Genomic DNA, 21,520 nt, shown 5'->3' with positions numbered 1-21,520 from the left:
AATTTATAATGACGACAGAAAAAAATTCGAATTTAGACATTTTCTTAGTGGGGTTGTTTAATGTTCGGAATATTTGGGAGGACGAATACATGTCGGTTGAAAACGTATTGAAATCAATTCAAGAGAACAACATCGAGTGGGTAGATTTTCGTTTTGTAGATTTAGCTGGTCGTGCACATCACATCTCGTTGCCAGCTTCGGCTGTTGATGCAGACACGTTCGTAAATGGAGTAGCTTTTGACGGTTCTTCTATCCAAGGTTTCCGCGGAATTGAAGAGTCCGATATGGTTATGATGCCAGACCCTGAAGCGACTTATGTCGATCCGTTCACTGCACACCCTACATTGAATGTTATGTGTGATATCTTCACTCCGGATGGCGAGCGTTATGAGCGTGACCCACGTAGTATCGCTGTTAAAGCAGAAGCTTTCCTGCAAGAAAGCGGCGTAGGTACAACAGCATTCTTCGCACCTGAATCCGAGTTCTTCATCTTCGACGATGTTCGTTATGAGAGCGGCACGAACAGCTCTTCCTACTTCGTAGATTCAGAAGAAGCTTCTTGGAATACCAACCGTCAGGAAGAAGGCGGAAACCTGGGCTTCAAAGTTCGTACTAAAGGCGGATATGTTCCAGTAGCACCAGTGGATACACAACAAGATATTCGTAGCGAAATGTGTCGCCTTTTGGAAGAAGCTGGCCTGTCAATCGAGCGTCATCACCATGAAGTGGCGACAGCGGGTCAAGCCGAAATCAACTTCCGTTTTGATACACTGAAGAAAACAGCAGATAACCTGCTTGCATACAAATACATCGTGCACAACACTGCACGTCAATATGGCAAAGTAGCAACATTCATGCCAAAACCATTGTTCGGTGATAATGGTAGCGGAATGCACGTTCACCAATCCATCTTTGATGGCGATTCCCCATTGTTCTATGACAAAGCGGGATATGCTAACCTGAGTGAAATGGCTCTGCACTACATCGGAGGTATCTTGTACCATGCTCCGGCACTGATCGCTTTGACTAACCCTAGTACAAACTCATTCAAACGTCTTGTACCTGGTTACGAAGCACCAGTTAACTTGGTTTACTCCAAAGGTAACCGTTCCGCAGCAGTTCGTATTCCGGTTGCAGCTGTGACACCAAAAGGTTGTCGTATCGAGTTCCGTACACCAGACTCCACAGCTAACCCATACTTGGCATTCTCCGCAATGTTGATGGCGGGTCTGGATGGAATCAAACGTAAAATCAACCCAACTGAGCTTGGATATGGTCCTCTCGATAAAAACATCTATGACCTGTCTGATGCAGATAAAGAAAACATCCGCAGTGTGCCAGCTTCCCTGGAAGAAGCACTTGATGCATTGGCAGCTGACAACGAGTTCTTGACTGAAGGCGGCGTATTCACGAAAGACTTCCTTGATAACTACATCAACCTCAAACGTGATGAAGCGAAAGCAGTAGCGATCCGCATTCATCCGCACGAGTACAGCCTCTACTTCGACTGCTAATCGGTCGGGGTCGGAACAGTTCTTGTTCCAACTTAAAGCCTCCGGGACACGCTCTCGGAGGCTTTTCCTTGAATTAAACAATGTAGTGCTTTAACTTTGCAGGGTGATAAAGGAATTTGATGACCTGAATTCAACACTTCAGTGCATATTGCCCTTGAAGCAGATAGAGAATACTGATATCATAGCGATAATATTTACTTTGAGTGCATTTTGCACAAATCCATAGAGCGACTTTCAATAAGTAAGATATAGATCAAAATGATTCAATTTGTCTATACGTTGGTTGGATCAGGATGCTTCTTCCTGTCCAACTCTTATACCCGTGAGCGATTCTAATCGAATTGTGCAAAATGCTGTTTGTATGTCAGAGTTACGGATGGAAAGGGCGGGGGATTTTGTGACAAAAAGAGCGTATAACTTTAATGCAGGACCTGCGGCGTTACCACTTGAGGTACTGGAGCGTGCACAGGCGGAATTTGTAGATTTTCGTAATACAGGCATGTCGATTATGGAGATGTCTCACCGTGGAGCGGTGTATGAGTCTGTACATAATGAAGCTCAGGAGCGGTTGTTGTCGCTTCTAGGCAGTCCAAAAGGATACAAGGTTCTCTTTCTGCAGGGCGGTGCAAGCACTCAGTTCGCGATGTTGCCAATGAACCTGCTCGGCGCAGGGCAGACTGCAAGTTACGTGATGACTGGCAGCTGGGCGAAGAAGGCTCTGTCTGAGGCGAAGTTGATCGGCGAGACACATGTTGCTGCATCTTCGGAAGCAGAGAAATTTATGAAATTGCCGGATGTTTCGAATCTGAGTTTGCCAGAACGTACGGCTTATGTGCATCTGACTTCGAACGAAACGATTGAAGGTACGCAATTCAAGTCGTTCCCGGATACCGGTTCAGTACCTCTGATTGCGGACATGTCGAGTGATATTTTCTGTAAACCATTTGATCTTAATCAGTTCGGCATGATCTACGCGGGTGCACAGAAGAACCTGGGTCCATCCGGAATTACGGTTGTAATTGCTCGTGAGGAACTGGTGAGCGAATCGCCTAAAACGATTCCAACCATGCTTCGTTACAGCACACATGTAGATAACAATTCCCTGTACAATACGCCACCATCCTTCTCAGTATATATGGTGAATGAAGTATTGAAATGGATTGAAGAACAGGGCGGACTGGCTGGTATTGAGCAAAAAAATACGAAAAAAGCGGAATTGCTCTATAACACAATTGATGGTTCCGGTGATTTCTACCGTGGTTGTGTGGAACAAGAAGATCGTTCCCTCATGAATGTAACCTTCCGTCTTGCTTCTGAAGAATTGGAGAAAAAGTTCATCAAGGCTTCGGAGGAAGAAGGATTTGTAGGTTTGAAAGGACATCGCAGTGTGGGTGGTCTCCGTGCCTCCATTTATAATGCTGCTCCTTATGAGAGTGTTAAGGCACTGACAGACTTCATGAGCCACTTCCAGAAGACAAATGGATAAATTAGTATAGGTACGGTGTAATGGACCTTTGTGTCTTATCCTGTGCCTTACCAGAGCCTTCCACATTGACGTGTGGAGGGCTTTTCTTTAAGATTAGAGGGTTGTCGTCAACATGAAATGAAAAGGAGATTGAACACATATGGCTTTACACATCGTTCTGGTTGAACCAGAAATTCCGGCGAACACAGGCAATATTTCGCGTACTTGTGCGGCAACCGGTACCCATCTGCATCTCGTACGTCCACTTGGATTTCGAACAGATGATGCTACATTGAAACGTGCAGGGCTGGATTACTGGCATGCTGTCCATATTGAATACCACGACTCATTTGCTGAGGTTCAGGAAAAATATCCGGAAGGTCGTTTCTTCTATGCAACTACGAAGGCCAAGAACCGATATAGTGATTTTAATTTTCAGGATGGGGACTTCCTCGTTTTTGGTAAAGAGACTAAAGGCCTGCCACCTGAATTAATTGCTGCGAATCCCGATACATGCATGAAAATGCCAATGACTGGTGATGTTAGATCATTAAATCTGTCCAATTCGGCAGCAATTATTGTATATGAAGCGTTACGCCAGCTCAATTTCCCGGGGTTAGAAGGATAAAATTTGGTTATAAATGACGGCTAGAATTCGGAAAAAAAACATTTTTCAAAAAAAAGGACAAAAAATGTTTATTTCCAGCAGGATTCGACAAAATCTTGGCGAATCTATAAACATAGTACAAATGTACCTAGAAATTTAGAGTAAGATAGGAGAGGTGTGCCGTAGCTATGAAGCCAGCTGGAGTAGTTCGCAAAGTTGACCAATTAGGTAGGATCGTATTGCCTAAATCTTTGCGTAAAAGGTATCAAATGAATGAGGGAGATCCTGTAGAAATCTTAGTACAAGGGGACCATATTATCTTGGAGAGATATCGTCCAAAATGTATTTTCTGCGGATCCATCGAGGAAGTCAACGAGTTCAAAGAGCGTTACATATGCGCACAATGTTTAGATGAAATGACTCAGCTTCCACAACACGGATAAGAAATAACGTCATGGGGTCCATTGACCCCGTGGCGTTTTTTTTGTTTTATTCTCAATTGAATGGCATAATTGCAATTTGAAAAAAAGATAAAATACGTATACTAACGCTGGGTGTAAAGGGGTAAAACCTCATTCCACACGGCATTCAGGATGCCTTGCATATTTTCTTCCTCACTATTAATACATATGACAGCTTCCTTTGAGGGAATTACGATACACAACTGACCATAGGCGCCATCGGCGCGGTAAGCATCATGGGAACACATCCAGAACTGATACCCGTAACCTTTTCCCCAATCACCGTCTCCAGTCGTTTCGATCTGCTGGGACGTAGCCTGTCGAATCCAATCCGCAGGTACAAGCTGTCTGCCTTCCCAAAAGCCCTCCTGCAACAGTAACTGTCCAAATCGACTCAGTTCCTCATTACTTATCCAAAGACCTGCACAGCCAAGCGTTACGCCGAGTGGAGAGGTTTCCCACTCTACATCATGGATGCCAAGCGGATTAAATAACCGTGGAGTCAGGTAATCTTTCACGGTTTGGCCGGTAGCAGCCTGTAGCATGGCTGAGATCATAAATGTATCCCCACTGCTATATGTAAATTGTTCTCCAGGTACCCGGTCCAGAGGCAGAGACATATAATATTTCGCCCAGTCCTTTTCGGTCAATGAAGCTCGCTCATCAGCCCAAAGAGGGGGAGAGTCATGACCCGAAGACATTCGGAGAAGATCACTTAGTTTCAATTCCTGCGGCGATGGGAGATTGCGCTGTGCAGTCGGGACATGATCATAAGAGAAATAATCACCAAGTGTCGCATCCAGATGTATCAGACCTTCTTCAAGAGCAAGACCAACGGCCATACATGTGAAGGATTTACTGATGGAATGTTGTACCCTGCGCTGATCCTTATCCGGGTCCCAATGGGCAAGCAGATGCCCTTTTTGTAATATGCGAATGGAAAAAACGTTCAATTGTTGCTCCGTAATCGTATGAATGAAACCTTTGAGTTGCTCAGACATATTAACCTCCCTAATATCAGGTGAAACCTGAGTAAAATCGGTTGGTGAAACGTTTCCGTAATTCGAATGCAAAATCAGAACCCATGTTAGTATAAACCTGGTTTGGTGTCAATTAAAGTTGTAATAGCACTTACTAAATTTTCATTTTTTCGTAATAATAGTGTCTTTGGACGCAGATTTAGACTTAAAAGAGCATTTTTTCGAGAAAAAAACGCGAAATTTGTAAAAAGGTTATTGACAGGATTTACTCATCGGGCTTATGATTTATTCGAAACGATTCGAAGAAATCGCTTCCACATTAAAAGTGTTGTAATGAAGTCCATGTGAATCAACGTTGGCTATGTTTTGAAACGATTCGAGAAAATCGTTTCGATAACCCATCGTAATACAAGGGAATCTACAACAGCCTGCAATCCAACGCCAGAGAAACGAATGAGTAAAGACAGCAGGCGATGATGAGAGGGGTTACATTTATGGCACATATAACGATCGAAACTGGATCGCCAACCTTATGCATGAATACCAGCATACATGTTGTGTCCAGTGACTCCGGAGAGACTTCAGGCGGTACACTATATCTGTTGCACGGGGCAGGCGATAATGCGAGTACCTGGCAACGGTTAACCACAATTGAGATGTATGCAGCGCAATATGGCTGTACGATCATTATGCCGGAAGCGAATCGAAGCTATTACACCGATATGGAATACGGCCTGAATTACTTCCACTACATCACTCAGGAGTTACCTGAAATATGCAAGCGTCTGCTCAATCTGAATCCTGATCCGGAGAAAACATACGTTGCAGGTTTATCCATGGGTGGATATGGTGCACTGAAATGTGGACTAACTTATCCAGAGCGATATCGCAAAGTAGTGTCTCTATCTGGCGTAACGGATATCCAGACACGGCTTCATGATCCCCATATGCCAGCGACAATGATCAAGGAAATGAAAGCGGTTTTTGGAGAACGTTTACAGGTAAAAGCCGATCAGGATATTTACGCACTGTCGGCCAAGCTGCTGGAACAGGGTGTTCCTTTACCGGATATCCTCAGTTGCTGTGGCGATAGTGACCCCTTTGTAGAGATGAATCGCGACTATGCGAGATACATGCAGGGGACTGCCTTTGATTTTCGGTATGTGGAGACGCCGGGGGCTCATGAATGGAGATTTTGGGAGCACCACCTGAGAACGATGTTTGATTTTCTGTACAACGACAAGACCATAGTAGAGTGAGGAGATGCAATGTGAAACCTGCAGCCGAAGGACCTAGCAAAAAGCTGAAGGGAAACGTGAAGGGCAATTCGCTCTGGACTGAAATCTGGAAGCACCGAATGACATACACCCTGCTTATTCCGGGGCTTGTCTGGCTAATTCTGTTTGCCTACATGCCGATGGGTGGCCTGTCTCTGGCATTCAAAGATTACAAGGCCAACCTGGGCATCTGGGGAAGTCCATGGAGCGGATTCGAGAACTTCAAATATGTTTTCCGTGATCCAACCTTTATCGACGCAGTATGGCGTACGCTGTACATCAATATTCTGAAACTGATTATTCAGTTCCCGTTCCCAATTATTCTGGCGCTGTTGCTGAATGAATTGCGGATGCGCAGAGGGAAAAAATTGTTCCAAACCGTTCTTACGTTCCCGCACTTCCTGTCCTGGATCATCGTATCCGGGGTAGTCATCAATGTGCTGGCATATGACGGACTGGTAAATAGCGCGCTCGGATTACTCGGATTGCCAACGATTAACTTCCTGGGGTCCGAATCCAACTTTGTACCCATGTTGCTGTTGACTGATATTTGGAAATCAAGTGGATGGGGCGCGATTATATTCCTGGCTGCCATTTCCGGTATTGATCAGGATCAGTATGAATCAGCACAGATTGACGGGGCTTCCCGTATGCAACAGATGTTCAAAATTACTTTACCGAACATCCTTCCAACCATCACAATCATGTTTATTCTCTCGGTTGGTGGATTGATGTCTTCCGGGTTTGACCAGATCTTCAACTTGGCAAATGCCGCTACCAAAAATGTATCGGAAGTACTCGATGTATATATCTATCGGATTACGTTCCAGTCATCTACCGATTTCTCATTCTCGACAGCGGTCAGCTTGTTCCGTTCCCTGGTGAATATGGCCTTGCTGCTTCTTGCTGACAGATTTGCCAAGTGGCTTGGCGGAGACGGTTTGTTCCGATAAGAGAGGAGGAAAAATGAGATGAGCAAGAAAGCTAACAAAAAACCGAGAATTGGTACAGAAAAAATGACACTTCTCGATTACATTATTTTCGCCGTATTACTAGTGCTTGCCCTGATGATCCTGATTCCGTTCTGGAATGTCATCATGATTTCGTTTGCAACACAAAAAGAATATGCTGACAATCCATTTTTGATGTTCCCTAAAGAATGGACATTGGATTCCTACAAGGCATTGTTCGCTGACGGAACGATTCTGACGGGGTACAAAAATACAATTATATTGCTAGTCATCGGCTTGCCACTCAGCTTGTTCCTGACAACAAGCATGGCATATGGCCTTAGTCGCAACAAATTTCCGTTTAAGAAATTTCTCTTTTTCCTGGTACTGTTCACCATGATCTTTAATGGTGGTATCGTACCGCTGTACCTGATCATGAAATCACTTCATCTTACAGGTACGCTGTGGTCCGTTATCCTGGCGGGAAGCTTCAGTGCGTTTAACATGATTCTGATGATGAACTACTTCTACACCTTGCCTGAATCACTCATGGAATCGGCGAGACTGGATGGAGCCGGAGAGTGGAGAATTTTGTTCTCCGTTGTTCTTCCGCTGGCTACACCAATTATGGCTACAATCACGTTGTTCTACGGTGTAGCTTACTGGAACAGTTGGTATGATGCGATGATATTCCTTCGAAAAGCGGATCAGTTACCGCTCCAGAATGTACTCCGAAATATTATCGTGACATCTACGACGAATGCATCCAATGCATCCAGTGTGGATGCTGCTCAAGCAAGCAACTTCTCAATGGGTATGAAGATGGCGGCCGTATTTGTCACCATGGTACCAATTATGTGTTTCTTCCCAATGCTGCAAAAACACTTTGCCAAAGGGGTATTAACAGGGGCAATCAAGACCTGATATACGTATAGGATTTTGCAATAAAATTCTACTAAAAACATGGGGGTAAAACATGAAAACGAAAAAAAAATTGTCAGTAAGAGCTCTCTTTGCCATCACGCTTAGTGTAGTTATGCTGATGGTGACCGCTTGTTCCAGTCAAGGAGCTTCAGGTGGTAACGAAAAAGATGCAGAGGGAAATTACAAAGACAACCTGACCATCTCTGTAGCTAACCTGACAGAAATCAAAAACGGGAACCTGGATAATGATTTCCACAAGTTCTGGACAGACAAATTTAATTTGACATGGGACTACAACTATATCGATTGGGATTCATGGGGCGAGAAGCTTCGTCTGTGGATCAACTCTGGCGACTTGCCGGATGTAGCGGTATGGAACTACGTACATGGCGATGCCATTAACAGCATTGAACAAGGTTTGTTCTACAAATTCCCGGATGACTGGAAAGAACGCTGGCCTAACGTGGCAGCAGCTTACAATTTGACGGGTCTTGGAGACAAGTTGGAAGAATTGACAGGTGGAACATATGTCCTGCCTAGACCAATCTATTTCGAGAACAAACCAGCTGACCCACTCACGAACCAAATTGGTGTCATTGCGCTTCGTAAAGACTGGGCTGAAGCGGTTGGTTTTGAACTGAAAGATGCTTATACAACAACCGAATTGAATGAATATGCTGCGCTAGTGAAAGAAAAAGATCCAGGCAAAGTGGGTAACAAACTTGTACCTCTGTCCTACAATGCGGCAGATGCTATGACAAACATGATTATGCCAAACAGTGTGCATGCCATGACTGACTCTCCGTTCTACAAAGGTGAAGATGGCCAATTCCACTGGGGACCAGCAGATCCTGAAACGCTGACAGGACTTAAATTGATGCAAAAAGCCTATAAAGATGGACTGCTCAATCCTGAGTTCTACACATGGAAAAACAATGAAGGTCAAAACAACTTCAAAGTAACAGGTACAGCTGCTGTAACAAGTCTGGGCGGACTGGCTTCCTACAGACAAGGTCTGGATTCCGATATGAAAAAAAATCTGGGTGTAGATAGTGATGAACTGGTACACACAGCAATCGTAGTAGGCGATGACGGTAAATACCGTAACATGGAACAAGCCAACTTCTGGTCTGCATTAATCTTCAATCCAGACATTAGTGACGAGAAATTCGAACGGATCATGGATCTGATCGATTACTCCGCAACAAAAGAAGGACAGTTGCTCATCAACATGGGCTTTGAAGGAAAAGATTGGAAATATGATGAAAACAACGAACTCGTTAGCTTGTTGCCAGAAGGAACGGTATTGGAAGATAAATATCCAGCTCGTTTCGAAGGTCTGTATCTGCTTGGTGACGACTTCAGTGTTGTAAACCCTGCAATCAAAAAAGATTACCGTGATAGAGCCGTGAAATTGTTCGAAGAAAAAGCAAAACTTGGTACAGAAGGCAAATCGCTTGCACCATACGATTGGGATGTCAACCTGTACGATTCCAAAGCTAAGAGTCAGGCTTCATTCGACTACCAGAATGAATATGCCAACTTGATCCTCAAAAACGGAGATCTAGAGGCAAACTGGAAAGAATGGGTAAACAGTAAAATGTCCCTGGTTCAACCTTATCTGGATGAGCTAAACGATAAATTCTAGTAATCATTCAGTAATTAATTTTGAACCCGGTGCGCGGTCTCTCCCCGAACGCAGCCGGGTTCTTTATTTCAACAACTTATAGTGGAGGATACGATTAGATGAATAACGAGCAGTTGCTAGATCTGGTAAGACAGATGACGTTGGAGGAAAAAACAGCTCAGCTTCTTCAGTTGACTGCCAACTTCTATGAAGGAACAAATGTTGAAGGTCAGATCACAGGGCCGATGGAAGAGATGGGAATTACGGAGCAGTCCGTAGATGCCAGTGGGTCCATTCTGGGGTTGTCCGGTGCGCAGGCCATCATTGATGTACAGCAAGCTTATATGCAAAAAAGCCGTTTGGGCATTCCGCTTTTGTTCATGGCTGACGTAGTTCATGGATTCAAAACCATTTTCCCGATTCCACTGGCGATCGGTTGTTCATGGGACACAGAACTGGCTGAGAAAAGTGCTGAAATTGCAGCACGTGAATCAGCTGTATCCGGTTTGCATGTTACCTTTGCACCTATGGTGGATCTGGTTCGTGACCCGCGCTGGGGCCGTGTGATGGAAACGACAGGAGAAGATCCTTATCTGAACAGTTTGTTCGCGGCTGCGTTTGTACGTGGATATCAGGGCGACAGCTTGAAGGATGAGCCAGATCGTCTTGCAGCCTGTGTTAAACACTTTGCGGCTTATGGAGCGGCTGAGGGTGGTCGGGATTACAATACGGTGGACATGTCTGAGCGTAACCTGCGTGAGTACTATTTGCCAGCGTACAAAGCAGCGTTGGATGCGGGCGTGGAGATGGTTATGACTTCGTTCAATACGGTTGACGGTATTCCGGCAAGTGGCAATGAGAAGTTAATGCGCGGTATTTTGCGTGACGAGTGGGGTTTTGATGGTGTATTAATCTCGGATTGGGCTTCCATTCGCGAGATGATTGCGCATGGTGCTGCAGAAGATGATCGTGAAGCGGCATATCGTGCCATTCGCGCAGGAGTAGATATGGAGATGATGACACCTTGTTATGTGCATCATTTGCCTGAACTGATTGAGAGTGGTGAAGTGGATGAGAAGCTCATTGATGAAGCCGTTCTGCGAATTCTGCAACTGAAAGAAAAGCTGGGATTGTTCGATAACCCACTTCGTGCAGCTGATCCTGAACGTGAACGTGAGATTGTATTTTCCAAAGAGCACCGTCAGGTATCGTATGAACTGGCAACGAAATCAGCTGTCCTGTTGAAGAATGATGAGAGCGTGCTTCCACTTCAACCTGACGCTAATGTTGCCCTTATTGGTCCTTTTGCACAGAGTCCTGATATTTTGGGCTGGTGGTCCTGCGAAGGAGTTAAGGAAGATGCAGTTAAGTTGGGAACAGCTCTGCAAGAACGCCTGACGGGTGGGAAAGTTCAATTTGCTCAAGGCAGTAATGTTCATACGATTACAGCTGAGCAGATTGCCGAAGCCCTGGAAGTGGCAAGCAAAGCAGACCTGATTGTCCTTGCTCTTGGTGAAGACTCCGAGATGAGTGGAGAAGGTGGCTCGCGCACGGATATTCGTCTGCCAGTAGCCCAATTGGAATTGGTTAAACAGCTCAAAGCAACGGGAAAACCGATTGCCAGCGTTATTTTTAACGGCCGTCCATTGGATCTGCATGGTGTAATCGATGAATCGGATGCCGTTCTTGAAGCCTGGTTCCCTGGTAGTGAAGGCGGAGCCGCGATTGCAGATGTTCTGACAGGTGTAGTGAATCCATCCGCACGTCTGACGATGTCCTTCCCGCAGTCCGTAGGTCAGATTCCGGTCTATTACAACCATTTCAATACAGGTCGTCCACTGAACCCGGAGAAGACGGAAGAACGTTATGTCTCCAAATACATTGACAGCCCGAATGAACCTTTGCTTCCGTTCGGTTATGGTCTCTCATACACTTCGTTCTCTTATGGTGATCTTGAAGTGTCAAGTAATGAGATGACTACCGAAGAGTCCCTGAGCATTCAAGTACGTGTAACGAACACGGGTGAGCGCGCAGGCGTGGAGACCGTTCAGTTGTACGTTCGTGATGTAACGGGTGAAGTCGTTCGTCCTATGCGTGAGCTGAAAGGATATGTGAAGCTTGCACTGGCGCCAGGCGAGAGTGGTACAGCCACGTTTACGTTAAATGAAGAACAGCTTCGTTATCACCATTCTGACTTAAGCTACCGCAGTGATCGAGGCGAGTTCCATATTCTTGTGGGTGCAAACAGTCGGGATACTCAGAAGAAATCATTCAGACTTGTTTAATCTGATGAATGGAAAGAGTAATGTGTCAGGCCTTTTGTTATGGAAGGCCTGATGAACATAACAGGGGAGCGAAGAATGTGGTCAGTATCAAGGATATCGCCAAACAGGCGGGAGTTTCCATCTCTACTGTGTCATATGCGCTGAATGGCAGCAACAAAGTGACCGATGAGACGAGTTCCAAAATTTTGGCCATTGCCAAAGAACTGAACTATGTTCCAAATGCCGCAGCAAGAACACTGAAGAAGAGGGAATCCAAAATTCTAGGTGTATTCTTGACCGATTTTAGAGGAGATGTGTATGGAGACTTGCTGAGTGGCATGAAAGCCGTATGTAATGCTCAAGGCTATGACCTGATCGTGTGCAGTGGTAAACAATCCCATCGCATGCTTCCAGAGAGAATGATTGATGGTGCGATCATCCTGGATCATACGTTTGCAAGTGAGGAACTAATGCAGTATGCCGATCGTGGGCACAAAATCGTTGTATTGGACCGTGAGATGGATCATCCCAACATTAATCAGGTTCTGTTGGATAATAAAGCCGGGGCGACACTTGCGATGGAACATCTGATTGAACAGGGACATAAGAAAATCTACGTGGTGACAGGACCGGAAGGTTCGTTTGACTCTGTGCAGCGGTTAAAGGCTGTGAGACAGGTTGCAGAACGTGAAGCCGGTGTGGAATGGATTGAGATCACGGGAGATTTTGAGAAGAGTAGTGGAGAACAAGCCGCAGATCAGATTGTGCAGGTGTATGATGGACCCGCAGCGGTATTCTGCCTCAATGATGAGATGGCTATTGGTTTGTGTGATCGTCTGGCAGACAGTGCACTTGGCGTTGGTCAGGAGATTGATGTCATCGGATTCGACAATATTGAATTGAGCAAATACGTCCAGCCGAGATTGGCAAGCATTGATTATTCCAAACGCAAGTGGGGATCGCTCGCTGCTGAACAATTGATCAAAATTATTGCTGGAGAACCCGTCGATCATGAACGAATTTATGTGACATTAGTTGAGGGTGGGTCGGTGAGTGGGCCTATTTCGGCTGATTCGGTTATATCTATGCGGAATGACCGGGCGGTTAGCTATTGATCCCGAATACAGCAAGAGACAAGGCTTAGAAGAATCGAATCATTCTTTTAAGCCTTGTCTCTTGTTATTTCGAGGATGAAGCAATAGAAAAAGCCTCTCCGGAGAGAGGCTTGGCCTTTACAAGCCTTTTGTTTTGTCATTGTTGTAGGAAGAAGTGAGAATGCCTGTAATGAAGAGAGTCAATACGATTGCAATAATCCAGAATGTCAGTGAAAATGACATGCCCTTCGCACCTCCTGCACAAGCTCATTTTCTTCTATTATAACCATTATAGGTAGAAAAGAAATGCTTCACCCTATTATTTGTAAAATAAAAAGTGTGTGGGAACCGGTCTGAGGCTGCCATCTGAAGGGTTATTCACAACCCGATTATTCAGAATAAGCGAGGATGATCCACCGCCATCCAGATTATAGGCGTCAATCACCCCAAGCTTGTACAATCGCCCTTGCAACTCTTCAAGGGTAGCACCGGAACTTCCGCCCTCATTATATCCGTCAACTACAATAATCAATAACTGATCATCTTTATAATTGCCAATGACTGTACGTGGTGCTCGTTTGGGTGATACTTTCCACTTGTCGGGAATTGGGGTTTTCCGCCCATTCTGTAGCAGCACCGGAACAAACGTAGCCCCGAATTGTGGTTGCAGGCGATCCAGTGAGTTTTTGTCGGAGAACTTGCCTCCGACCAGTTTACCGGCATCGTTAAGTCCTACAAAAAACAGATCTTTGAAACTGGCCTGGAAACCGTTCACGTACTTCCCGTCCATGACGGTTGTGCTAAGTGGATAACGTTTGCCGCCACTGTCAGCAAATCCACCTGCGTTAATCCCGGCAATTGCGCCGTTACGCTTCACAGCCTGCATGGTCGTCTCAGAACGCCCAGGTTCACTGTCTAGAGCCATCTGCATGGCAGTAGGGTCTTTTAGCTTGATCTTCATGGCATAGCCCTTATAGCTGCCAGGATTCACTCTGTACATTTCAATCGTTAGCCGGTCACTGTCTACCCGTTCAAATGGAACGCCAAGTTTGGATGAAATCCGTTTGTTGTAGATCGTTTCCGGACGATCGGCCTGGGCGGAAGCCTTCTGCACAAGTGTAGACATCGTACTTGTTGTTTTATTATAGAGCTGTGTCGTTCTTTTAATAGAAGAAGAAGTCTGGACAGCAGCATCTTTTGCCCCCGCAAGCTCTTGGCTAATTGCTTGGGTCCGGGGTGTAATCGTATCCTCTGACAGTTCGGTAGGCATCAAACCTCCGGGTTCAAGTGGAGGACGAAGCAGCATCAGGCATAGTATCAATCCAACAAAAGGAGCGAGTGCAAGCATAAAAAAACGATTAACCTGTTTGACGGGTGTAATCATTTGAGCAGGTCCATCTTTTTCTGGAGTGTCTCCAGTTGTTTTTTGACTTCGCTCAGCTGGGTATACAATTTGTTGCTGTTATCCGTTTTGTCACTTGCATTATCCTTGGTGAAAGTCAGCAATTCATTGAAGGATTGAACCTGTCCCTGCAGGTCTTCTACTTCCTTTGATATCGTTGTTAGCTGATTTTCATAGTCGGTTTTTAGCGCTGCAATCTGCTGCTGATTATGGGCTTGAAGCTGGTTAATCATCTGTTGCTGGAGATGGTTACTATAATAGTAGGTTCCAACGACTCCTAGTGCAATGAGAACAATCCACATTACCAGAAACAGTTTGATTGAAGATCCAGCCTTGCCTTTGGCGCTCCGGGTGTGATGGATGTCAGAGGACGGGGCAGATGGTTTCATATCATCACTCCTGGTCATTTATAGGTACAAAAAAATTTCCAGTCCTCATTCTATCATGCCCCTATTGATTACGCAAAAATGAAATTCTTTACTTAATAGAGTAAAAAGAGATTGCATCGGAAGGAAGTCCTAGGATACAATTTCTTATAGATGCAATAAGTAGGAACTTTGGGCAGGTTTTTCGACTTTTTTAGATAGAAATGCAGGAAATTTATACTATATTTTGACCTTTCCGGGGATGGAAAGATGGACGTCATGGTGTTTTTATAACAAAATACAGTGAAAATAGAGCTTTTTTATCGGCTTCCTCCTGTATTTTTCTGTTTTTCGACATAATCCGACCTATGCTTCTTCTATACTCGGATTGTCGCATAGACGATGAAATCATCATGACAGAATTTAAAAGTTATTTGTCCAATACATAACAGGGGGAACAACAATGAAAAAAGTATGGCAGGTGGTCATCATAGATATCCACCCCACCAGCATGCTCGGTACAAAATTGATTTTGGAAGAGCAGCAAGATCTGACGGTACGTGGCATGACTTCGACCGGAACAGAAGGGCTCGATCTGGTGAATATTCACCAGCCTGATCTGATTCTGATGGATTATCGTCTTCCGGAGGGTCAGGCAGATCAATATATTGCCCAGATGAAGAATCTGTCAGCTCACAGTCACATCATTATTTTGACGGATGAAGACAATGTGAAGCTGTTTCGTCATCTGATGAGCCTTGGTGCAAGCGGCATGTTATCCAAACAGGCTTCCCCTAGCCAGCTGATTCATCTGATCTCTGGATTGCGTGAGGGCCATGTGTCCATTCCATTGTCGTGGTTAAACAGTGCGGAGTGGGCGCAACCTGTGGAGTCTCCGACAGAAGCACGTGTCATTGAATTAACAGAAACCGAAACTTTTATCATGGAAAGAATTGTTCAGGGTGTAACCTATGATAAAATAGCGAATGAGATCAACGTTAGCAGACGTTCCATTGATAATTACCTGCGTAAAATATACGTGAAGCTGGAAGTGAGCAGTAGAGCACAGGCCATTGAACGTTATGCCTTGCATGCAAGACAAGTGAAGACGGGATCCTGACGAAACAGGTCTGTTCTTCCCATGATCACAACAGTTCGGTATGCATCCGGTCATATTCGATGGTGAGCAGGAATAGGTTGTAGGGCTGCGGACTGCGAGTACAGTTTCGGAATAGGGACGAAAGGGGAACGGATCGATGAAATATTTCTTTGCTTCCCGTACCAACAGGCTTTTGTCATCACCACTGAGGGATATACGTGAGATGTCTGGCAGGGATTATTTCATTTCTCTGGCGGAAGAATTGCCTGCGGAGGAGTTGTTTCCTTTCAAATTGTTGGAAGAAGCAGCGGTGTCTGTCTTTAGTTCAGGCCCTTCCGCATTGCAATATGGAGAGCCAGCAGGCTACACACCCCTAAGAGAGTGGTTGAACAAAGACTGGAATGCACGCAAAGGCATACGAACGGTACCCGAGCAGATTCTGTTGACCACTGGTACCCAGCAGGCCATCGATCTGGTGATGCGTCTATTGCTTGAGCCAGGAGATTCTGTACTGGTTGAACATCCCACATCTCCAGGCTGTCTTGAGGTTCTGGAGATGCAAGGAGCCAAGATTGTGCCCGTAATGGGTGATCGGGACGGCATACTTCCAGACCTTTTGGAGCATCACATGCAGCAGGTTAGACCGAAGCTGCTTTTTGCTGCACCCAGTTTCTCGAATCCGACCGGTGCTTTGTGGAGTATGGAGCGGCGGGAGGCTGTCCTTGAGCTGTGTTCGCGCTATGGTGTACTGCTTGTGGAAGATGATTCTTACGGAGAGCTCCATTTTGATGGCCTTGAGCCAACGGAATTCTATCGTAAATATCCTTCACTCTTTGCACTGGATACTGCCGATCAGGGTGGACATGTTCTCTACATTGGTTCATTCAGCAAAACGGTAGCGCCCGCTCTTCGAACCGGATGGGCCGCTGGACATCCTGCGCTGATTCAGGCAATGGCCTCGGTTAAACGAATTGCAGATGGTCAGTCCAGTCCGATGAATCAGCGGCTGTTGTATCAATTGCTTGCCCATTCCCCATTTCGTTGGAGTGATCACCTATCGATGTTGAATCGGGAGTATAAGACAAGACTCAAACTGATGCTTGAACTGTTGAAGAGGCCGGGCTGGAAAGGGTGTCAGTACAACATCCCTGAGGGCGGAATGTATCTGTGGGTACAGTTGCCGGAAGGATTGGATAGTGGCGCTCTGCTTAAGGCGGCTTTGCCCAAAGGTGTATCCTTTCTTCCTGGATCACTATGCTCCACAGGTGTACAGGATCAACGTTACATCCGATTGAACTTTAGCCACCCGGGCCGGGATGAATTGCTACTTGGCATGAACCTGATCAGTGAAGCCATTTCCGAATTTACGGCTCGTAGTTAAGTCAGATCAAAATAGATTTTGTAGCAAAAATTAAAATTGGTTCATGACCAAAGTGATTACGTTATTGCATCCACTAACATTTTTATATATAATATGAATTAATGAGTTGTTGGTTTCTTTATATAAGCTACAATGGTGGCCAGTTCAGGAAAAGCACTCATATATTTTATTTAACGGGGGAAAATTCAACATGTCTAATATTTTATTTGTTAAAGCAAATGACCGTCCTGCAGATCAAGCAGTCAGCGTTAAATTGTACGATGCATTCTTGAGCGCATACAAAGAGTCCCACCCAGGTGACACAGTTACTGAGTTGGATCTCTACAATACAGAATTCCCATTCTATGGTAACACTGCTATCACAGGTACTTACAAAGCAGCTAACGGTTTTGAACTGACAGCTGACGAGCAAAAAGCAGCTTCACTTGCAGCACAATTGCAAGATCAATTCCTGGCAGCTGACAAAGTTGTATTTGCATTCCCACTGTGGAACTTCACTGTTCCAGCTCCATTGGTAAACTACATTGCTTACCTGAGCCAAGCTGGTAAAACATTCAAATACACTGCTGAAGGTCCTGTAGGACTTGCTGGCGACAAAAAAGTAGCTTTGCTTAACGCACGTGGTGGCGTTTATTCCGAAGGCCCAATGGCAGCTGCTGAAATGTCCCTGAACTTCCTGAAAACAGTTCTTGGCTTGTGGGGCATTCAAAACCCTGAAGTGGTTATCGTTGAAGGACATAACGCTTCTGCAGATCGTGCTGAAGAAATCGTTACTGCAGGTCTGAAATTGGCTTCCGAAGTAGCAGTAAAATTCTAATAACAATCTTCTATATAGAACACATCAAAACACCTGTAGTCTCCAGTGGAGATTACAGGTGTTTTTTTTGCATTCTCATTTTTCATATCACTTACTTCGAGTGATTCCATATCAGACATGGCCTGTATTTTTTAAGTAAGCTTCTGCTGCTTCAGCAATGTGTGCAAGGTCGTCCTTATTTTCACCAGATACAGAATACGTTACATCGAGTTCATTAATGGTTCGTTCAATCATATCATTATCCTCAAGCATGTGTGCATGCTCGGTTAACGCCTGTACTCCCTTAATCGTCAGAATATACTTTCCACGGGAGAGGCGTTCAAACCAGCCATAATAATTTTTTTGCAGAATTGCTGCGGCAGAACCTACGCCTGTCTGTCTGGCAAGGTTGGCCGGAGAGGCTTCTCCGTTCGTCCGTAGAGCGGATGCGACACGCAAAGCCTTCTCACGATATGCTGTGACCAGCTGTCTTCGTGTGCTGCCTCCCGTATTGTAGTCTCCGCTGCGTTCGTCGAATTCCTTGAGCAATCGTTTCCGCCGAACACCGCTTTTACGGGCAACCTGATTGGGGCCAGTGAGGGGGATCAGGGCGGAGGGCTCGCACAATACATCAATCAGGGGAGCTTTGGTTTTGTAAAATGTGACAGTCAGCAGCCCCAGACCGAGCTGTCTGCATAGTGCGGTCAGTTCGCTCCAGCGTTGGTTCACGGCTCCGCGTTTACTGCGATTGCGCTCGACGGCCAGATACACGAACGGGCTAAGTTTCAAGCGCTGCATGCCCTGCAGCAACAAGGAGAGGTTAAATGTTTTTTTCATCTCCACAATGAGTGGTTCGTCCTGGTCCGATCTGACTCCGACGAGGTCACAATGTCTGACTTCCGCCTTGACGTCGAAGCCACGTTGCTCGAAAAAAGCCTTCACAGGAGAATATAATTCGGTTTCGTATTTCACTGCCATCGTCCGTGCTCCTTTCCAGAAGTGGCCTGTCTCTGACCATGTGTTGTCCGGTTTCCTGAATTTAGAACCCTCATTATATCATATTCGTTCTTTTTTTTCTGAAGGCACAAGATGTCTGATAGAACAGGGAAAAGCCAAAATTCGAAGCGGTTGATTGAAAAAAAGAGGTCAACTTATCCGAATTGCCGCATAGGTATGTAATACACTTTTCACAACAAAACAAGACGTTTGGACAGAGGGTGGCGGGACTACACAGGACCGCAAGATTGGTATTCAAGCAGGAGCCGCAATTCTATTGATTTCTTCATACCATTCGGAATGGTTGACAATCACACTAAAGGAGCCATGGGAGGTACCAAGCATGAATATTTTTGAACGCGTTGCGGAACATCGGGCAGAGAGTGACCGTTTGACATGGAACGGAACATTTGAAGATTATATTGCACTGCTGAGAGAGGACCCGACTCCGGCAATGACGGCTCACGCCAGAGTGTATGAGATGATTGAATCGTTTGGGGTGGAAGAAGTAGGTGGGCATAAGCGGTACAAGTTTTTTGAACAGGAGATCTTTGGGCTGGACCGTTCGATTGAAAAGTTGGTTGAAGAATACTTTCACTCGGCTGCACGCCGTCTGGATGTACGGAAGCGGATCTTGCTCCTGATGGGTCCTGTAAGTGGAGGGAAATCGACGCTGGTGACGCTGCTGAAGCGGGGGCTTGAACAGTTCTCGCGGACAGAGAAAGGTGCCATATACGCCATTGATGGATGCCCGATGCATGAGGAACCGCTGCATTTGATTCCGCTGGAGCTTCGTCCTGAAGTGGAAAAGGAAATTGGAGTCCGTATTGAGGGTAACCTTTGCCCATCCTGCCAGATGAGACTCCGTACCGAATATGGTGGTGATATCAGCAAGGTACCGGTGGAACGGGTCATTGTTTCCGAAGATAATCGCGTGGGAATAGGAACGTTCAGTCCATCCGATCCGAAATCACAGGATATTGCCGATCTGACGGGGAGTATCGACTTCTCCACCATTACGGAGTTTGGTTCCGAATCCGATCCACGTGCCTATCGTTTTGATGGGGAGTTGAACAAGGCGAACCGTGGGTTAATGGAGTTCCAGGAGATGTTGAAATGTGATGAGAAATTCCTATGGAATCTCCTGTCGCTCACGCAGGAAGGAAATTTCAAAGCGGGACGTTTTGCCTTAATCAGTGCGGATGAAATGATTGTGGCGCATACGAATGAATCGGAGTATAAGTCTTTTATCTCCAACAAGAAGAATGAGGCACTGCAATCCCGGATGATTGTCATGCCGATTCCGTACAACTTGAAGGTATCCGAGGAAGAGAAAATCTATGCCAAGCTCATTCAGCAAAGTGACATGAAGCATGTTCATATTGCACCGCATGCACTGCGGACTGCAGCCATTTTTTCCATACTTACCCGCTTGAAGGAAACGAAGAAACAAGGCATGGATCTCGTTAAAAAAATGCGCATGTATGATGGTGAAGAAGTGGAAGGATACAAAGAAGCTGATCTGCGCGAGATGCAAAATGAGTATCTGGATGAAGGGATGTCCGGCATTGATCCACGGTATGTCATTAACCGGATCTCCAGTGCTTTGATTAAGCAAAATCTTCAGTGCATTAACGCGCTGGATATTCTGCGGGCGATCAAGGATGGTCTGGACCAACATGCCTCGATCACGAAGGAAGAGCGGGAGCGTTATCTGAACTTCATTGCTCTTGCACGCAAGGAGTATGATGAACTGGCCAAGAAGGAAGTGCAGAAAGCATTTGTTTACTCATTCGAGGAATCCGCAAGAACGTTATTTGAGAATTACCTCGATAACATTGAAGCATTCTGCAACTGGTCCAAGATGCGTGACCCGCTCACGGATGAAGAGATGGACCCGGATGAGCGTTTGATGCGTTCTATTGAGGAACAGATCGGGATTTCCGAGAATGCAAAGAAAGCGTTCAGAGAAGAGATTCTGATCCGAATCTCGGCATACTCCCGCAAGGAGCGCAAGTTCGAATACAGCAGCCATGACCGTTTGCGTGAAGCGATTGAGAAAAAGTTGTTCACCGATCTGAAAGATATTGTCAAGATCACAACCTCAACCAAAACACCGGATGCAACACAATTGAAACGTATGAATGAAGTCATTAAACGTTTAATTGAGGAACATGGATACACCGCAGCCAGCGCGAATGAACTGTTACGTTATGTGGGTAGTCTGCTTAATCGCTAATCGGCAACGAACCATTCCGGATCAGGCTCCTGATGCCTGTTGTGAGGCTCCTTCACAGCAGGGTCAGGGCCTTTTTAAT

18 protein-coding genes are annotated in these 21,520 nt (G+C 45.5%); 14 read left to right on the top strand and 4 right to left on the bottom strand.

Going from position 1 to position 21,520, the window contains the following annotated elements; translation table 11 throughout:
• The first annotated feature begins 89 nt into the window (after window positions 1–89).
• From glnA to MHI01_RS09515, 4 genes are all read left to right on the top strand, one after another.
• Window positions 90–1,514: a type I glutamate--ammonia ligase gene (gene glnA, locus MHI01_RS09530; RefSeq protein WP_036669830.1), complete on the top strand. Its 1,425-nt coding sequence runs from the start codon at window positions 90–92 to the stop codon at window positions 1,512–1,514.
• Window positions 1,515–1,911: 397 nt separating this feature from the next.
• Window positions 1,912–3,000 (top strand): 3-phosphoserine/phosphohydroxythreonine transaminase, encoded by a 1,089-nt coding sequence (serC, locus tag MHI01_RS09525; protein WP_036610035.1) that lies wholly within the window; start codon window positions 1,912–1,914, stop codon window positions 2,998–3,000.
• A 139-nt stretch (window positions 3,001–3,139) separates the two neighbouring features.
• On the top strand, window positions 3,140–3,607 hold the full coding sequence (gene trmL, locus MHI01_RS09520) for a tRNA (uridine(34)/cytosine(34)/5-carboxymethylaminomethyluridine(34)-2'-O)-methyltransferase TrmL (protein ID WP_017689589.1): 468 nt from the start codon (window positions 3,140–3,142) through the stop codon (window positions 3,605–3,607).
• 167 nt (window positions 3,608–3,774) lie between these two features.
• Window positions 3,775–4,029, top strand: coding sequence for an AbrB/MazE/SpoVT family DNA-binding domain-containing protein (locus tag MHI01_RS09515; RefSeq protein ID WP_036610032.1), 255 nt, complete (start codon window positions 3,775–3,777; stop codon window positions 4,027–4,029).
• Window positions 4,030–4,130: 101 nt separating this feature from the next.
• Here the strand turns inward: MHI01_RS09515 and MHI01_RS09510 are convergent, their stop codons facing one another.
• Window positions 4,131–5,048, bottom strand: coding sequence for a serine hydrolase domain-containing protein (locus tag MHI01_RS09510; RefSeq protein ID WP_340982990.1), 918 nt, complete (start codon window positions 5,046–5,048; stop codon window positions 4,131–4,133).
• Between the two features lie 515 nt (window positions 5,049–5,563).
• Here MHI01_RS09510 and MHI01_RS09505 point away from each other — a divergent pair.
• The 6 genes from MHI01_RS09505 (at window position 5,564) to MHI01_RS09480 (ending at window position 13,184) form a co-directional block, all read left to right on the top strand.
• Window positions 5,564–6,286: an alpha/beta hydrolase gene (locus tag MHI01_RS09505; RefSeq protein ID WP_257467745.1), complete on the top strand. Its 723-nt coding sequence runs from the start codon at window positions 5,564–5,566 to the stop codon at window positions 6,284–6,286.
• An 11-nt stretch (window positions 6,287–6,297) separates the two neighbouring features.
• On the top strand, window positions 6,298–7,257 hold the full coding sequence (locus MHI01_RS09500; RefSeq protein WP_017689585.1) for an ABC transporter permease: 960 nt from the start codon (window positions 6,298–6,300) through the stop codon (window positions 7,255–7,257).
• An 18-nt stretch (window positions 7,258–7,275) separates the two neighbouring features.
• A complete protein-coding gene (locus MHI01_RS09495) occupies window positions 7,276–8,178 on the top strand; it encodes a carbohydrate ABC transporter permease (RefSeq protein WP_036610027.1) in 903 nt (300 codons plus the stop codon).
• Window positions 8,179–8,230: 52 nt separating this feature from the next.
• Window positions 8,231–9,826, top strand: coding sequence for an ABC transporter substrate-binding protein (locus MHI01_RS09490; protein ID WP_076252415.1), 1,596 nt, complete (start codon window positions 8,231–8,233; stop codon window positions 9,824–9,826).
• 98 nt (window positions 9,827–9,924) lie between these two features.
• On the top strand, window positions 9,925–12,090 hold the full coding sequence (gene bglX / locus MHI01_RS09485; protein WP_282322111.1) for a beta-glucosidase BglX: 2,166 nt from the start codon (window positions 9,925–9,927) through the stop codon (window positions 12,088–12,090).
• A 77-nt stretch (window positions 12,091–12,167) separates the two neighbouring features.
• Entirely contained in the window at window positions 12,168–13,184 is a 1,017-nt protein-coding gene (locus tag MHI01_RS09480) for a LacI family DNA-binding transcriptional regulator (protein WP_282322110.1), read from the top strand.
• Window positions 13,185–13,482: 298 nt separating this feature from the next.
• On the opposite strand, the gene MHI01_RS09475 is transcribed toward MHI01_RS09480, so the two are convergent.
• Both MHI01_RS09475 and MHI01_RS09470 read right to left on the bottom strand, forming a co-directional pair.
• Complete coding sequence (locus MHI01_RS09475) at window positions 13,483–14,547, bottom strand: phosphodiester glycosidase family protein (protein ID WP_340982988.1); 1,065 nt, start codon at window positions 14,545–14,547, stop codon at window positions 13,483–13,485.
• Window positions 14,544–14,954 carry a uroporphyrinogen-III C-methyltransferase gene (locus MHI01_RS09470; protein ID WP_017689578.1) on the bottom strand — a complete coding sequence of 137 codons (411 nt, stop codon included), beginning with the start codon at window positions 14,952–14,954 and terminating at the stop codon, window positions 14,544–14,546. The genes MHI01_RS09475 and MHI01_RS09470 overlap by 4 nt, the downstream gene beginning before the upstream one ends.
• A gap of 439 nt (window positions 14,955–15,393) precedes the next feature.
• Here MHI01_RS09470 and MHI01_RS09465 point away from each other — a divergent pair, with 439 nt between their 5' ends.
• From MHI01_RS09465 to MHI01_RS09455, 3 genes are all read left to right on the top strand, one after another.
• A complete protein-coding gene (locus tag MHI01_RS09465) occupies window positions 15,394–16,050 on the top strand; it encodes a response regulator transcription factor (RefSeq protein WP_017689577.1) in 657 nt (218 codons plus the stop codon).
• A gap of 136 nt (window positions 16,051–16,186) precedes the next feature.
• On the top strand, window positions 16,187–17,410 hold the full coding sequence (locus MHI01_RS09460) for an aminotransferase-like domain-containing protein (protein WP_036610015.1): 1,224 nt from the start codon (window positions 16,187–16,189) through the stop codon (window positions 17,408–17,410).
• Window positions 17,411–17,600: 190 nt separating this feature from the next.
• Window positions 17,601–18,227 carry an FMN-dependent NADH-azoreductase gene (locus MHI01_RS09455; RefSeq protein ID WP_036610012.1) on the top strand — a complete coding sequence of 209 codons (627 nt, stop codon included), beginning with the start codon at window positions 17,601–17,603 and terminating at the stop codon, window positions 18,225–18,227.
• A gap of 111 nt (window positions 18,228–18,338) precedes the next feature.
• On the opposite strand, the gene MHI01_RS09450 is transcribed toward MHI01_RS09455, so the two are convergent.
• Window positions 18,339–19,184 carry a DUF2161 domain-containing phosphodiesterase gene (locus tag MHI01_RS09450; protein WP_127544391.1) on the bottom strand — a complete coding sequence of 282 codons (846 nt, stop codon included), beginning with the start codon at window positions 19,182–19,184 and terminating at the stop codon, window positions 18,339–18,341.
• A gap of 361 nt (window positions 19,185–19,545) precedes the next feature.
• On the opposite strand from MHI01_RS09450, the gene MHI01_RS09445 reads away from it, so the two are divergent.
• Window positions 19,546–21,441: a PrkA family serine protein kinase gene (locus tag MHI01_RS09445; protein WP_036669848.1), complete on the top strand. Its 1,896-nt coding sequence runs from the start codon at window positions 19,546–19,548 to the stop codon at window positions 21,439–21,441.
• Window positions 21,442–21,520: the final 79 nt, after the last annotated feature.

The sequence above is a fragment of the Paenibacillus sp. FSL M7-0656 genome (genome assembly GCF_038003225.1).
Taxonomy (GTDB): Bacteria; Bacillota; Bacilli; order Paenibacillales; family Paenibacillaceae; genus Paenibacillus; species Paenibacillus amylolyticus.
Note: the sequence above shows the minus strand (reverse complement) of the source record. Positions and strands in the feature narration are given on the sequence as shown.

Bases quoted from the DNA above. Each gene is read 5' to 3' on its own strand.
- bglX (WP_282322111.1), top strand. From the start codon at position 9,925: ATGAATAACGAGCAGTTGCTAGATCTGGTAAGACAGATGACGTTGGAG.
- MHI01_RS09465 (WP_017689577.1), top strand. From the start codon at position 15,394: ATGAAAAAAGTATGGCAGGTGGTCATCATAGATATCCACCCCACCAGC.
- MHI01_RS09495 (WP_036610027.1), top strand. From the start codon at position 7,276: ATGAGCAAGAAAGCTAACAAAAAACCGAGAATTGGTACAGAAAAAATG.
- MHI01_RS09490 (WP_076252415.1), top strand. From the start codon at position 8,231: ATGAAAACGAAAAAAAAATTGTCAGTAAGAGCTCTCTTTGCCATCACG.
- glnA (WP_036669830.1), top strand. From the start codon at position 90: ATGTCGGTTGAAAACGTATTGAAATCAATTCAAGAGAACAACATCGAG.
- MHI01_RS09455 (WP_036610012.1), top strand. From the start codon at position 17,601: ATGTCTAATATTTTATTTGTTAAAGCAAATGACCGTCCTGCAGATCAA.
- MHI01_RS09470 (WP_017689578.1), bottom strand. From the start codon at position 14,954: ATGAAACCATCTGCCCCGTCCTCTGACATCCATCACACCCGGAGCGCC.
- MHI01_RS09505 (WP_257467745.1), top strand. From the start codon at position 5,564: ATGAATACCAGCATACATGTTGTGTCCAGTGACTCCGGAGAGACTTCA.
- trmL (WP_017689589.1), top strand. From the start codon at position 3,140: ATGGCTTTACACATCGTTCTGGTTGAACCAGAAATTCCGGCGAACACA.
- MHI01_RS09475 (WP_340982988.1), bottom strand. From the start codon at position 14,547: ATGATTACACCCGTCAAACAGGTTAATCGTTTTTTTATGCTTGCACTC.
- MHI01_RS09460 (WP_036610015.1), top strand. From the start codon at position 16,187: ATGAAATATTTCTTTGCTTCCCGTACCAACAGGCTTTTGTCATCACCA.
- MHI01_RS09445 (WP_036669848.1), top strand. From the start codon at position 19,546: ATGAATATTTTTGAACGCGTTGCGGAACATCGGGCAGAGAGTGACCGT.
- MHI01_RS09450 (WP_127544391.1), bottom strand. From the start codon at position 19,184: ATGGCAGTGAAATACGAAACCGAATTATATTCTCCTGTGAAGGCTTTT.
- MHI01_RS09515 (WP_036610032.1), top strand. From the start codon at position 3,775: ATGAAGCCAGCTGGAGTAGTTCGCAAAGTTGACCAATTAGGTAGGATC.
- MHI01_RS09510 (WP_340982990.1), bottom strand. From the start codon at position 5,048: ATGTCTGAGCAACTCAAAGGTTTCATTCATACGATTACGGAGCAACAA.